The organism is Mesorhizobium sp. M0938, from assembly GCF_040319125.1.
Lineage (GTDB): Bacteria > Pseudomonadota > Alphaproteobacteria > Rhizobiales > Rhizobiaceae > Mesorhizobium > Mesorhizobium robiniae.
In genome coordinates, this window is record NZ_JAMYNS010000021.1 from 1 (window position 1) to 12,087 (window position 12,087).

12 protein-coding genes are annotated in these 12,087 nt (G+C 59.9%); 7 read left to right on the forward strand and 5 right to left on the reverse strand.

Going from position 1 to position 12,087, the window contains the following annotated elements; all coding sequences use genetic code 11:
* Positions 1 to 125: 125 nt before the first annotated feature.
* Both NKH73_RS27825 and NKH73_RS27830 read right to left on the reverse strand, forming a co-directional pair.
* Positions 126 to 344, reverse strand: coding sequence for a hypothetical protein (locus tag NKH73_RS27825; RefSeq protein ID WP_027152229.1), 219 nt, complete (start codon positions 342 to 344; stop codon positions 126 to 128).
* Positions 345 to 367: 23 nt separating this feature from the next.
* Complete coding sequence (locus NKH73_RS27830) at positions 368 to 1,768, reverse strand: ammonium transporter (RefSeq protein WP_352937712.1); 1,401 nt, start codon at positions 1,766 to 1,768, stop codon at positions 368 to 370.
* Positions 1,769 to 1,936: 168 nt separating this feature from the next.
* Between NKH73_RS27830 and NKH73_RS27835 the strand changes: the two genes are divergently transcribed.
* From NKH73_RS27835 to NKH73_RS27850, 4 genes are read left to right on the forward strand one after another with little or no spacing between them, the layout of a single operon-like run.
* Positions 1,937 to 3,070, forward strand: a complete 1,134-nt coding sequence (locus tag NKH73_RS27835; protein WP_352937714.1) for an aminomethyl transferase family protein — start codon at positions 1,937 to 1,939, stop codon at positions 3,068 to 3,070.
* A 14-nt stretch (positions 3,071 to 3,084) separates the two neighbouring features.
* Positions 3,085 to 3,693 (forward strand): dimethylamine monooxygenase subunit DmmA family protein, encoded by a 609-nt coding sequence (locus NKH73_RS27840; protein WP_352937715.1) that lies wholly within the window; start codon positions 3,085 to 3,087, stop codon positions 3,691 to 3,693.
* Positions 3,690 to 4,655: a PDR/VanB family oxidoreductase gene (locus NKH73_RS27845; RefSeq protein WP_352937716.1), complete on the forward strand. Its 966-nt coding sequence runs from the start codon at positions 3,690 to 3,692 to the stop codon at positions 4,653 to 4,655. Before NKH73_RS27840 ends, NKH73_RS27845 begins: the two co-directional genes overlap by 4 nt.
* Positions 4,656 to 4,664: 9 nt before the next feature.
* Positions 4,665 to 5,705: a heme-dependent oxidative N-demethylase family protein gene (locus NKH73_RS27850; RefSeq protein WP_352937717.1), complete on the forward strand. Its 1,041-nt coding sequence runs from the start codon at positions 4,665 to 4,667 to the stop codon at positions 5,703 to 5,705.
* A 346-nt stretch (positions 5,706 to 6,051) separates the two neighbouring features.
* Here the strand turns inward: NKH73_RS27850 and NKH73_RS27855 are convergent, their stop codons facing one another.
* Positions 6,052 to 6,762, reverse strand: coding sequence for a helix-turn-helix domain-containing protein (locus tag NKH73_RS27855; protein ID WP_352937719.1), 711 nt, complete (start codon positions 6,760 to 6,762; stop codon positions 6,052 to 6,054).
* Between the two features lie 260 nt (positions 6,763 to 7,022).
* On the opposite strand from NKH73_RS27855, the gene NKH73_RS27860 reads away from it, so the two are divergent.
* Positions 7,023 to 8,381: a trimethylamine monooxygenase gene (locus tag NKH73_RS27860; RefSeq protein ID WP_352937720.1), complete on the forward strand. Its 1,359-nt coding sequence runs from the start codon at positions 7,023 to 7,025 to the stop codon at positions 8,379 to 8,381.
* A gap of 96 nt (positions 8,382 to 8,477) precedes the next feature.
* Here NKH73_RS27860 and NKH73_RS27865 read toward each other — a convergent pair whose 3' ends face one another.
* Positions 8,478 to 9,149 (reverse strand): glutathione S-transferase family protein, encoded by a 672-nt coding sequence (locus tag NKH73_RS27865; protein WP_352937722.1) that lies wholly within the window; start codon positions 9,147 to 9,149, stop codon positions 8,478 to 8,480.
* 400 nt (positions 9,150 to 9,549) lie between these two features.
* Here NKH73_RS27865 and NKH73_RS27870 point away from each other — a divergent pair, with 400 nt between their 5' ends.
* Positions 9,550 to 10,461 carry a LysR family transcriptional regulator gene (locus NKH73_RS27870; RefSeq protein WP_352937723.1) on the forward strand — a complete coding sequence of 304 codons (912 nt, stop codon included), beginning with the start codon at positions 9,550 to 9,552 and terminating at the stop codon, positions 10,459 to 10,461.
* A gap of 4 nt (positions 10,462 to 10,465) precedes the next feature.
* On the opposite strand, the gene NKH73_RS27875 is transcribed toward NKH73_RS27870, so the two are convergent.
* Positions 10,466 to 10,642: an L-histidine N(alpha)-methyltransferase gene (locus tag NKH73_RS27875; protein ID WP_352937725.1), complete on the reverse strand. Its 177-nt coding sequence runs from the start codon at positions 10,640 to 10,642 to the stop codon at positions 10,466 to 10,468.
* 365 nt (positions 10,643 to 11,007) lie between these two features.
* On the opposite strand from NKH73_RS27875, the gene NKH73_RS27880 reads away from it, so the two are divergent.
* Complete coding sequence (locus NKH73_RS27880) at positions 11,008 to 12,030, forward strand: transglycosylase SLT domain-containing protein (protein ID WP_352937828.1); 1,023 nt, start codon at positions 11,008 to 11,010, stop codon at positions 12,028 to 12,030.
* The last annotated feature ends 57 nt before the right edge of the window (positions 12,031 to 12,087 follow it).

Consider the following 12,087-nt stretch of genomic DNA (forward strand, 5'->3'; position numbering starts at 1 on the left):
ATTCTTCTTTTTTTTTTTTTTGTTAAATATTTTTTTTTATTTTATACTACATTTATTTTTTTTTTTTTTATTTTTTTTTCGGGGGCGCTCCCCACCCCCCCCCCCCCCCCCCCCCCGATGGTGGCTTAATGGCGGTCGATCGCCTTTCTGGTTTCCTCTCCGGTGCGATCCGCAGCCATATCGGCTTCGATTTCAGCGTTCTCGTGGCGCGTCTGGAGGACGTGCCACCCGATCCAGAAGACGAGGCCGATGATGACCATCACGACCTCGGAGCCCTGAAACGGGTAGATCGCGCCGACGTCCTTGAGATCGACGGCCCAGCTTTCCATTCCATTGGTCGACATTGCGAATTCTCCTTGTCCTTTGACTATTTCATCATGGCCTTTTCGGCGGCTCCCACTTCGCGCACCGACGCCTCGAACGCATGGTTGAGGGCAAAGTCGACGCCCTCGAGTTCGACCTTCGCCGGTACGCGCAGGAGGTTCATGCTGTTGAGGATCTTGCAGACGACAAAGGTGGGGACGAAGCCGAGCACGAACATCAGCACCGCGCCAGCGAAATTGCCGAGCGGGTTGATGTGCGCGAAGCCCTCATAGGGTGAGGACGGCTGTCCCCACAGCATGAAGCCCGCCACGACGACCCCGAGGAACCCGCCATAACCATGCACGGCGACGGCGCCTACCGCATCGTCGATCTTGAAGCGACGCTCGACGAAGTAGTGCAGCTTGTAGCAGATGCTAGGGACGATCGCGCCGATAAGCATCGCCTGGATCGGGTGGTAGAGGTCGTTGCCGGCCGAGGTTGCAATTACGCCGCAGAGCCCCATGGAGAATGTCCAGAACGGGTCACCTTTCGAGACGATGTAGCCGGCCAACATACCGCCAGACAGCGACATCAGGAAATTGAAGGTGATCGCAGAGAGCGTGGTCGGCGCGAGATAGATGTTGGTCGCCGTCCAGGTCTCACCGGTGATCTGGCCAGCAATCGTGGCCGGGCTGATCAGCGGAATGTTGCAAGCGGCATAGAAGCCCCAGAAGCCGGTGAAGATCAGGAATAGGCCGATCGTAACCAGCCACACATTGTGGGGCGGAATGTCGCGCGGCGTGCCGTCCGGCCTGAATTTACCGATGCGCGGTCCGAGCACGATGAGGAAGGCGAGCGCCGCTCCGCCTGCGATTGCGTGCACGACCCCCGACGCATAGGCATCATGATAGCCCCAGAGCTTCACCATCCAGCCTTGCGGATGCCAGCCCCACGATGCGTCGAGGATCCACAGGACCGAGCCGACCAGCACCGCGACGATCCAGAATGCGCCAGAGCGCGCGCGCTCGATGATCGAACCCGAGATGATCGACGCCGTCGTGATGGAAAACAGCAGGAAGGCGCCCCAGAACACGCCGTTGAGGCGATGCCACAGCGCCGCATCGGTCGGCGTGACCCCTGTCTCGCCTGGATTGACGCCGGACAGATGAGTGCCCATCAGCGGATTCCACGCTTCAGCGAAAGGTGCCGTGACAAGCCCGCCCGGGACGATGCCCGGTCCGTTGGGGAAGCCGAAATAGATCCACCAGCCGAAAAAATAGAAGGTGATCGTGACGAGCGGGATCGCCATCGCGTTCTTCATGAGCGTTTTCAGATGGTTGCGCCGACGCGAGACGCCGACCTCGTACATGCAGAACCCGACATGGATGAGGAACATCATGACGATGGTCACCCAGTAATAGAATTCCGTGAAAATGGTCGTTAACGCGTTGAGATTCCCTTCCATTTCATGTCCCCTCCGTTCAGTTGCGTTCTTTGCCTCTCAGTAAAACTTTTTGCATCTTAGTATTGCGCGCTTTTGGAGTTTTGAGTCAATATGCGCGGACCGTCACATGGCACCGCAGTGCCCCGCAGTGGCGAAACGTCGGCAATCGTGTTGAGGAGAAGCAAGTCCATGACGGCATCCTGGAGATTTTCGACCTTGGCGGACCGCCATCGCGCGCTCGGTTCGAAGCTCGAAGACTGGAGCGGGATGGGCACCGCCTGGACCTACGACAAGGACGCCGACGAGGAATACATCGCCATCCGCACCAAGGCCGGGCTGATGGACGTGTCGGGCCTGAAGAAGGTCCACATCACCGGGCCGCATGCCTCGCATCTGATCGACCTGGCGACGACGCGCGACGTCGAGAAAATATATCCCGGCAAGTCGGCCTATGCCTGCATGCTCAACGAGGCGGGAAAATTCACCGACGACTGCATCCTCTACCGTACCGGCCCGAATGCCTGGATGGTTGTGCATGGTTCGGGCACCGGCCATGAGGAACTGCAGCGGGCCGCGATGGGCCGCGATGTCTCGCTGCGCTTCGACGACAATCTACATGACCTTTCGCTGCAGGGGCCGATAGCTGTCGACTATCTGGCAAAGCATGTGCCGGGCATTCGCGACCTCGCCTATTTCCATCACATGCAAACCCGGCTGTTCGGTTTTCCGGTGATGATCTCGCGCACCGGCTACACCGGCGAACGCGGCTACGAGATCTTTTGCCGTGGCCAGGACGCCGGCACGATCTGGGACACCATCCTCGACGAGGGCAAGAGTTCCGGCATCATTCCGTGCCGGTTCACCACGCTCGATATGCTGCGCGTCGAGAGCTATCTCCTGTTCTACCCCTACGATAATTCGCAGAAATATCCGTTCGAGAACGAAGGCCCCGGCGATACGCTGTGGGAACTTGGTCTCGACTTTACCGTCAGCCCCGGCAAGACAGGCTTTCGCGGCGCCGAGGAGCATTACCGCCTCAAGGGCAAGGAACGCTTCAAGATTTTCGGCGTGCTGCTCGAAGGCAAGGAGCCGGCCGACGAGGGCGCACCAGTCTATCGCGACGGCAAAAAGGTCGGTGTGGTGACCTGCGCCATGTATTCGCCACTGGTCAAGAAATCGATGGGCATTGCCCGGCTCGACGTCGACTGCGCCGTCCAGGGCACCAGGCTCGAGATCCGCAACAAGAGCGGCGCCATCAGCGCGACCGCTGAGCCACTTCCGTTCGACGATCCCAAGAAGACCAAGCGCACGGCGAAAGGCTGAGGCATACTGAGAGGATGGCAGCCAAAAGCATCATCAGCCGGCCGGTCTACGGAACCCTGTCCCCGCAGCCCGGCAAGCACCATCTTTTCGTGGCGGATGCAGAGGGTGCGCTGGCGATAACGGAGCTAGCCGCCAAGGCGCCCGCCGGCTTCTTTGCCGATGCCCATATCATCTTCATCCCCGGCCCTAGCCCCGACCATGACGGTAAGCATGTCGCTGTGCTCGAGGCACTGAACCCGGCGCAGCTCTACCAGGGACCTTCCTTCGCCAGCGCCTTGCCGCGGCTGAAGCAGACCCTGGCCAACGCGCATATGGGCCTGCGCCTCTATCTCGCCGGCACCGAGGGACTGATCGGCCAGGCCATGCAGGCGGCACTCGAGGCCGGCATCGATCACACGTCGATCCAGACCGAGCATCGCGGCTCGCTGGCGCGCCGCATGCAGTGCGTTCATTGCAAGGGCATCACCGAGAACGTGACGACGCAGCCGGCGACCTGTTCGCATTGTGGCCTGCTTCTTCTGGTACGCGATCATTATTCCAGGCGGATTGCGGCCTTCCAGGGCGTCTGCATCAATGCTGAAGATCGCAGCGAAATTCCTCCGGTGGAGGAGATCTTTCGATGAGCACCGGCACCACTAAGCTTGACGTCGTGGTGAGCGACGTCGTACCGGTCAACGAATTGGTGACGCGCTTCCATTTCCGCCGGCGCGACGGGCAGCTGTTGCCGACATTTTCCGGCGGCGCTCATGTTGTGGTGGAGATGCGCGACGGCGAGCGCACTAGGCTTAACCCCTATTCGCTAATGGGTTCGCCGCTCGACACCCGCGAATATACGATCTCGGTGCGCCGCGACGATGTCGGCCGCGGCGGCTCGCTGTTCATGCACAGGCATGTCAGGCCCGGCATGGAGATGGTGATCAGCTATCCGGTCAATCTGTTCTCGCTCGATCTGCGCGCCAAAAAACACCTGATGCTGGCCGGCGGCATCGGCATCACGCCGTTCATGGCGCAGACCGCGCAGCTGGCGGCGGAAGGCGGCAATTTCGAGCTGCATTACACTTGCCGCACCGCCTCGCTCGGCACCTATGCCGATGTGCTCAGAGAGCGTTACGACCGCCGGGTAAGGCTCTACCACGACGACCGCGACGAGCGCATCGAGCTCGACCGGCTGCTGTCGTCGCAGCCGCTCGGCACGCATCTCTATGTCTGCGGCCCGTCCGGCATGATCGGCTGGGTGCGCGACCGTGCCGCCGCGCTCGGCTGGCCGACGGAAACCGTCCATTTCGAGCATTTCGCGGCCCCCCAACCCGGCGCGCCGTTCGAGGTGACGCTGGCGGTCAGCGGCAAGACGCTCCGTGTCGGCGAGCAGCAGAGCCTGCTTGAAGCGATTGAGGCCGCCGGCGTCGATCCGCCCTATCTTTGCCGCGGCGGCGTCTGCGGCCAGTGCGAAACCAACGTCATCTCGCATGACGGCAAATTCATCCACAACGACCATTGGCTGAGCGAGGAAGAGCACCGTTGCGGCAAGAAGATCATGCCCTGCGTGTCGCGCTTCGAGGGCAGGTCGCTGGTGTTGGAGAGGTAGGAGGCGAGCTTGGGCATTACCTTTCGTAACGAAACGTTCCGTAACGATTTTACCTTCAGGAACAGCCCGGAGCACATCAGGCGGTTCCCGTTTCCGTTCCACGAAGACAGCTACATGTATGCGGTCAACATCGAGCCGCATGTTGTGGGGCCGAAGGGCAGCGTACTCGAAAACCTGATCGACGTCGACGAGCACTATGTCGCCGAGATGCAGGACCGCGCGCTGGTGCTGGCGGAAGACCCACTGCGCTGCCAGTCGTTGCCGCACATGACGCTGGCCGGCTGGGATCTGCTCGAACTCCTGATGGAACAGCAGGCGCTGGGTTATCCCGAGCACTTCACGCTGACGCGCGACGGCGACAAATGGCGCTGGATAAACCGGCCGCTCGGCATTGACGACAGCTTCACCTTCGGCGACGTGTCGACGCTGCCCTATGGACCGATGGAATACATCACGCGCCAGAGCCAGGGCGATTTCTGCATCCTCGACCAGCGCGACGGCAATCTGTGGATGGACGCCGGCATGGTCACCACTCAGGCCGACTGGTCGCTCGATTTCGACATCGGCATGAACTTCTTCGAATGGCACGCGCCGGTGCCGCTGGCGCATGAGAAGGGCATATTCGTCCGGGCGCTGAAGTTCCTCACCAACATCCAGCAAGGCAAGCCGGCGCGCCGGCTGAACTGGACGATGACCATCAATCCGCGCCTCGACACCAGCCCGGAAAACTATCACAAATGGGGACCGGACCGGACGACGGTGACATCAGAAAACGTTGGCGAGAAGGTCCATCTGCGCGTCGAGCTGCAGAGCTTCTGGCGGCTGCCCCGCTCGAACGGCATCGTGTTTCCGATCCGCTGCTACCTGATCAAGATGGACGAGCTGGTGACGCAGCCGAAATGGGCGCGGCGCCTGCACCGCGTCATCCGCGATCTTCCCGAGGAACTCGCCACCTACAAGGGCCTGACCCGCTATCGCCCGACGCTGCTCGAATGGCTGTCGAAACTGGACGACGGCAGCCCGACGAGCCCAGGGTTTGGGCCGGATTGAGTTTAATCTATAGTGTTTGCGATGCCTCTCACCGGGCAAAGCGTTGCTCGCGCCGATCATTGTGGAGCGATGGCAGATTTGAACCGGAGTTCTAAAGATGCCAGTTGTTCAAGAAGAGCCTTCGCCCCCGCATCCTGAAGAAATCAAATCAGTTTTCGATCTGCGAGTGGGGAAGCACATTACCTTGCAAGGCAGTGCCAGGATAACGCCGGCAGGCGTGATCTGCACCGGGATCGCGGTCGCCGCCATGACGCTTGCGCTTGGGTATCTTGCCTCATCAACCGGGCGCCGCAGGCGCTAGCGCATGTCGCCCAGAAGTGGCCCCGGTTTTGGGACACGAAGGGCCTCACCCCGCACTACTCTGCGGATAGCAGATGATCGAGAGATAGCGCATCGGCAGAACCGTCAGCACTTCCGGTCCGTGCGGTGCATCGGCGTCGAAGAACAGGCTGTCACCCGGCTTCATCGGGTAGAGATGGCTGCCATGCCGATAAACGACCTCGCCTTCCAGCATGTAGAGGAACTCCATGCCCTCATGCTGGAAGGTCGGAAACACATCGGAATCCTCGGTCAGCGTGATGAGATAGGGCTCGACGACAACGCCGCTGGTGTTCGATCCGATATGGCCGAGCAGATTATACTGGTGGCCGGCGCGCGTGCCTCGGCGCTCGACATCGAGCCCTTCGCCTGCTTTGACGAAGACGGCGCTGCGTTCCTCCTCGAAGCGGCGAAAGAAGGCGGTGACCGGAACGCCGAGCGCTCGTGACAGCGCCTGCAGCGTCGTCAGCGACGGCGAGGTGATGCCGTTTTCGATCTTCGACAGCATGCCCAGCGAAATGTCGGTGGCAGTCGCAAGATCGGCGACGGTGATGCCAAGCTTCTTGCGGAACGCCCGCACCTCGCGGCCGATCGCGACCTCCAGGACTTTTTCACGGATGTCGCGAACGGCGTGCGGGTTCTGGGTCAGTGGCGCCCGGATCGTTGCCGCGCCCTTCGGCAATGGCTTGGTCTTGGCGGGAGCTGTCCCATTCCTAATGTTCGAAGCTTTCTTCGCCATGTCGCCACCCCCGGGGTTCTCAGGATTTATTTCACTCACGGTGAACATATTCGCTGCGGATACCTAAGCGCAACTGCGGCAGCAAGCCGCTTCATGTCGAACCTCGTGCGCGCCGGATTTTCGCCGCCAGCAGTTTTGCTGAAAATCCGATCTGGTGAAGCGTGGTTTCAGGCAAAGGCCTGTTGACAGCATCGAAGGGGCAATTACTGTCCTGTCAGTGAAATTTGTTTCGCTGGGGAAATGAGAACGGGAGGCCCGCAATGAAAAGTCGTGTTGCCATCATTGGAGCCGGACCTTCCGGCATGGCCCAGCTTCGAGCCTTCAAGGCGGCGGCCGACAAGGGCGCGGACATCCCGGAAATCGTCTGCTTCGAAAAGCAGTCCGACTGGGGCGGCCTGTGGAATTACACCTGGCGCACCGGCCTCGACGAGCATGGCGACCCGGTGCATGGTTCGATGTACCGCTACCTCTGGTCGAACGGACCGAAGGAATGCCTCGAATTCGCCGATTATACGTTCGAGGAACATTTCGGCCGCCCGATCGGCTCCTATCCGCCGCGTGCGGTGCTGTGGGACTACATCAAGGGCCGCGTCGAAAAATCCGGCGTGCGCAAATGGGTGCGCTTCAACAGCCCGGTGCGCATGGTGACGTTTTCGGACGAGACAAAGAAGTTCACCGTCACCGCGCATGACCGCACCAACGACGTCACCTATTCGGAAGAGTTCGACAACGTCGTCGTCGCCTCAGGGCATTTCTCCGTGCCCAACGTGCCTTATTTCGAAGGCTTTTCGACCTTCAATGGCCGCATCCTGCACAGCCACGATTTCCGCGACGCCATGGAATTCAAGGACAAGGACATCCTCATCATCGGCCGCTCCTATTCGGCCGAGGATATCGGCTCGCAATGCTACAAATACGGCGCCAAATCGATCACCTCCAGCTACCGTTCGAAGCCGATGGGCTTCAAATGGCCTGACAATTGGCAGGAAGTGCCGCTGCTGCAGAAGGTCGTCGGCAAGACCGCGCATTTCAAGGACGGCAGCACCAGGGATGTCGACGCCATCATCCTGTGCACCGGCTACCTCCATTCCTTCCCGTTCCTCACCGAGGATCTGAAGCTCAAGACCGCCAACCGCATGTGGCCGGACGGGCTCTATGAGGGCGTCGTCTGGGAGAAGAACCCGCAGCTGTCCTATATCGGCATGCAGGACCAGTTCTACACCTTCAACATGTTCGACGCCCAGGCCTGGTTCGCCCGCGACGTCATCATGGGCCGCATAAAACTGCCTTCGGCAGAAGTGATGGCGGAGCACGGCGCGAAATGGCGGGCGCGTGAGGAAACGCTGGAAGACGCCGAGCAGATGATCTGGTTCCAGGGCGACTACACCAAGGAGCTCATGGAGCAGACCGACTATCCCGGCTTCGATGTCGAGGCTGTCAATCAGACCTTCATGGAGTGGGAGCACCACAAGATGGAGAACATCATGACATTCCGCGACAATGCCTACCGTTCGCTGATGACCGGCACGATGGCGCCGTTGCACCATACGCCCTGGCTGCAGGCGATGGACGATTCGATGGAAAGCTATCTGGAAGTGAAAGGGGTGGCGGCGGAGTAGGCGATAAGCCGCCCACCGCGCCACTGACAAGATGGTCGCGATTGCGGCCAGCGCGCGCCATCTCATACGCCCGCTGGCCAGACAGGAGGGCCAGAACTACAGTTTCACGCCGATGCTCGCCAGGAAGCTTTCCATACGGTTGTCAACCTCAGCCTTCGTCTCCGCCCACGCTGGGAACGACTGGAGAAGATTGTCGTGCCAGGCCATGAGGTTCGGATACTCCCGGAAGGGAGGCTTTGAACGATCGATCTGGGAGAAGGGCCCCCCAATATCGATATCAGCAAGCGTCAGAGCTTGGCCAACCATGAACTTGCGGCCTTCAAGATGCTGGTCGAGCACCTTTGCTGCGGCGCGAATCTTACCCTCGGCGAACGCGATGAGGGGTTCGTTCTTCGGTAGGCCCATGACCGTCTTCCCGACCCGCTCATCGAAGAGGGTGGTTGCGAAGATGCGCCATTGCTCGCCTGACCAGAACATCCACTGAAGGACCTGAAAGCGATCTTTTTCCGTGGTTCCGACCAGCGGCGAGTTTATCTTGTTAGCCAGATAAAGATTGATCGCGGCGGCCTCATAAAGAATGAAATCGCCATCTTCCAGAACCGGCGTCAGGCCGTGTGGATTGAAGCGCGATTTGAACTCGTCGGTCTGGCTTTCGCCCTTAAACAGATCGACGTTCACGCGTTCTAACTTGATGCCCATGATCTTCGCGGCGGTGGTCACGCGACGCAAGCTGCCTGAGCCCGCATCACCATAGATCTTGATTGTCATAGCTGTTCCTTTCGGTTCCGGGCCCGTGAACGGGCGGCCGAATGCCGATTCTCACATTCCTACTTCGAATGATATTGGCGCCTTCAGAATACTATCTATTCTGCTTTGGAATTATTGATGTATTGTGCGCTTGGTGGGTCGTCGCCTAGCCAGCAAGTTCGATCGACACCCGGTCGGGATAAAAGCGAGATAGCCGGCGATGTCGCCAACCGCTTCGAAGGGTGTCTCATAGGTCCAGACGCTGTTCAGCCCGGACTCTCCGAGGGGATGATTTGCGTCGGGTGTCAGAATTCTACGGTCGGCCATAAAGGCGTCCGTTCGATCGCGAATCTACGTCAGTTAAGCAATCGGGTAAGATCGGAAACGGTTATGTCTCCTGTTCTACTGAGGAATGGATGTGGTGGATAAGTTGGACGCGATGCGGATGTTCGTGCGCGTCGTCGAAAGCGGAAGCTTTTCACAGGCAGCGCGGGACCTCAATGTCAGCCAGCCGACCGTCAGCAAACAGCTCGCTGCGCTTGAAGCGCGGCTCGGGACGCAGCTCCTCGTGAGAAATTCGCGTGCCCTTGCCGTCACCCCCGCAGGACAGGACTATTACGAGGCCACCGTCCGTATCCTTCAAGATCTCGACTTCGTCGAAGAGAGAGTCCTTGAAGGGCAGTCGGCGCCCTCGGGGCTGGTTCGCGTGACCCTCTCGCCAGCCTTCGGGAGGATGTTCGTTATTCCCCGGCTGGCGGATTTTAGGAACCATTTCCCTGACGTCGCGATCGAGATGGAAGTCTCCGGGCGGCACGTTGACCTTATCGAGGAGGGAATAGACGTCGCGATCCGTATCGGTCGGCTTTCGGATTCGGCACTCGTCGCCCGGCGCATCGGCGATATGCGGATGATAACCCTGGCCTCCGCCGACTATTTTGCCCAACACGGCACGCCGCAAACGTTAGACGAACTGCGCAACCACCAGCGTATCAGCTATGTCTACCAGGGCGATATCATTGGGTGGGGCTTCCACGTAGACGGCCGGCAGGTCACGGTCGACGGTGGGGGAGCGTTCCGCACAAATGACGCCGAGCATGTCCGCGGCGCGGTCCTCGCGGGCCTCGGCATCGCCCATCACGCGAGTTGGTTGTTCACGGATGTGCTGGCCTCCGGCGAGGTCGTACGAATTTTGGACCAGCATGCGCCGCCGCCCTTCCCGATCAACGCAGTTACCGCTGCCGGACGGCGCATGCCCTCCCGAGTGCGGCAGTTCATCGATTTTCTCGCCGCGATTTGCGCCGAGGAGCCGGAATTGATGATAGGCGACTGCTAGCCCGTCATGGAGCGGACAGCTCCGGTCTGGCCTCGCACAGGAGGGCGCCGAACAGGCCTTTGTCGTCGCTCCAGTCGGCCATTGGCGACCATCCCGCTGCGCGCAGCAACAAGGTAGCGGCCGCATGGCTATACTTGTGGCTATTTTCAGTATGGATGGTTTCGCCGGCTTCTACCGCCAAAACGCGCTGATTGGGTTTGAACCATAGGCAGACTCACCAGGGAATTTTCTGCTCGCAACCGGTGGGTTTCACAAGCAACGCATCGATTATGCGAGGCTCGATAAAAATCATCTCATTGTACGTCGCGACTTGTTTCGCCGCACTACGGCCATTGTGCCGCCACGATCCGTGATTACCTCAAGGGTACACCGACCGTTCTTCTTGTCTTTTTCGACGTTGACGGCGCAGCGTTGGAAGTAGATCTGTCCGAAGGCGTCTGGACAGCTAGACAAGGAACGGAGGGGGACCTGGCGTCACTCCAGAGCACACGTGAATTCTTGGCTTGCGGAGGCGTTCTCCTTTCGGGCAGACGACCTTTGTCGAAAATGGTCGCGGGGCTTGGCTTGGCGGCGACAGTGGCGATCGTGCCTTGGCCGCTCTATTCGGGAGTTATGGCCAACGGAGTGACCGAGTTCGCGGTTGCCACTGCCATTCCGTCTCCTTTTCTGGATTTCCTCTCATCCGCCCCCGAGTTCGATCTAGGCACCACGCCGACCTCCGGACGCGAGGGAGAACGCACGCTGGCCGAGGCCCTGAAAAGCACCGTCTCCATTCTTTCCGAAGGCGCCGAACAGATCGTCACCGGTATGTCGGTGCACGAGTTCGGCACGTACAAGGTGTCGCAGCACGTCGCCAGCGAAATCCTCCGTGCAGCCAAGGACACCCAATTTCCCGCCGATACGCTTTTCGCGATCGCCGAGAAGGAATCCTCTTTTGACGTCGACATTCGCCCGCCTAAAGGGTCGGCACTTGGTCTTATGCAATTCCTCGACCAGACATGGCTCGAGGCCGTGAAGAACCACGGCGCAGAATTCGGCCTGGGCGAAGAAGCGGAACTGATCCGGACCCGCCCCGATGGCAAGCGCGAACACCATTTCGTCGAGGACAAGGCCGAAGAACAGCGCATCCTAGAGATCAGGCGCGATCCCTATCTGTCGGCAGCGTTTGCGGCCAAGAACCTTCTTGCGGCCAAGGAAACTATCGAGGCCCGTCTTGAGAAGGTCATGGACGAAAGGGATCTCTACCTCCCCCATTTCCTTGGCACGAACGGGGCAGCAACGCTCCTGTCGAATGCCGATGAGAAGCCAAATGTCAAAGCCAGCAAACTCTTCCCCAAGGCAGCGCGCTTCAATACCGCGATATTCAAGGCCAACGGAAGACAGCTCACCGTCGGCCAGTTTCACCAGCGTATGCGCTCCTTCCTAGAAGCCCGCATCGGCAAATACAGCGATGTCGAGAACCGCGTGAAAGAGGCTGGCCTGTCGTCCTGGACAGCCGACATCGAAAATCTCGTCTACGCTTTGAGCGAACGGCTGACGACGGCAAGGCAGCGATACCAGCCAGGCTGAGCCGCTTCATTTCGGAGGGCTTTCCGGCCTGCCGGCCTTCGGCCAGGCCGGGATCGG

Excerpts from the sequence above, each read along its gene's own strand:
- NKH73_RS27860 (WP_352937720.1), top strand. The coding sequence starts at position 7,023 with ATGAAAAGTCGTGTTGCCATCATTGGAGCCGGACCTTCCGGCATGGCC.
- NKH73_RS27855 (WP_352937719.1), bottom strand. The coding sequence starts at position 6,762 with ATGGCGAAGAAAGCTTCGAACATTAGGAATGGGACAGCTCCCGCCAAG.
- NKH73_RS27825 (WP_027152229.1), bottom strand. The coding sequence starts at position 344 with ATGTCGACCAATGGAATGGAAAGCTGGGCCGTCGATCTCAAGGACGTC.
- NKH73_RS27880 (WP_352937828.1), top strand. The coding sequence starts at position 11,008 with ATGGTCGCGGGGCTTGGCTTGGCGGCGACAGTGGCGATCGTGCCTTGG.
- NKH73_RS27845 (WP_352937716.1), top strand. The coding sequence starts at position 3,690 with ATGAGCACCGGCACCACTAAGCTTGACGTCGTGGTGAGCGACGTCGTA.
- NKH73_RS27865 (WP_352937722.1), bottom strand. The coding sequence starts at position 9,149 with ATGACAATCAAGATCTATGGTGATGCGGGCTCAGGCAGCTTGCGTCGC.
- NKH73_RS27830 (WP_352937712.1), bottom strand. The coding sequence starts at position 1,768 with ATGGAAGGGAATCTCAACGCGTTAACGACCATTTTCACGGAATTCTAT.
- NKH73_RS27835 (WP_352937714.1), top strand. The coding sequence starts at position 1,937 with ATGACGGCATCCTGGAGATTTTCGACCTTGGCGGACCGCCATCGCGCG.
- NKH73_RS27840 (WP_352937715.1), top strand. The coding sequence starts at position 3,085 with ATGGCAGCCAAAAGCATCATCAGCCGGCCGGTCTACGGAACCCTGTCC.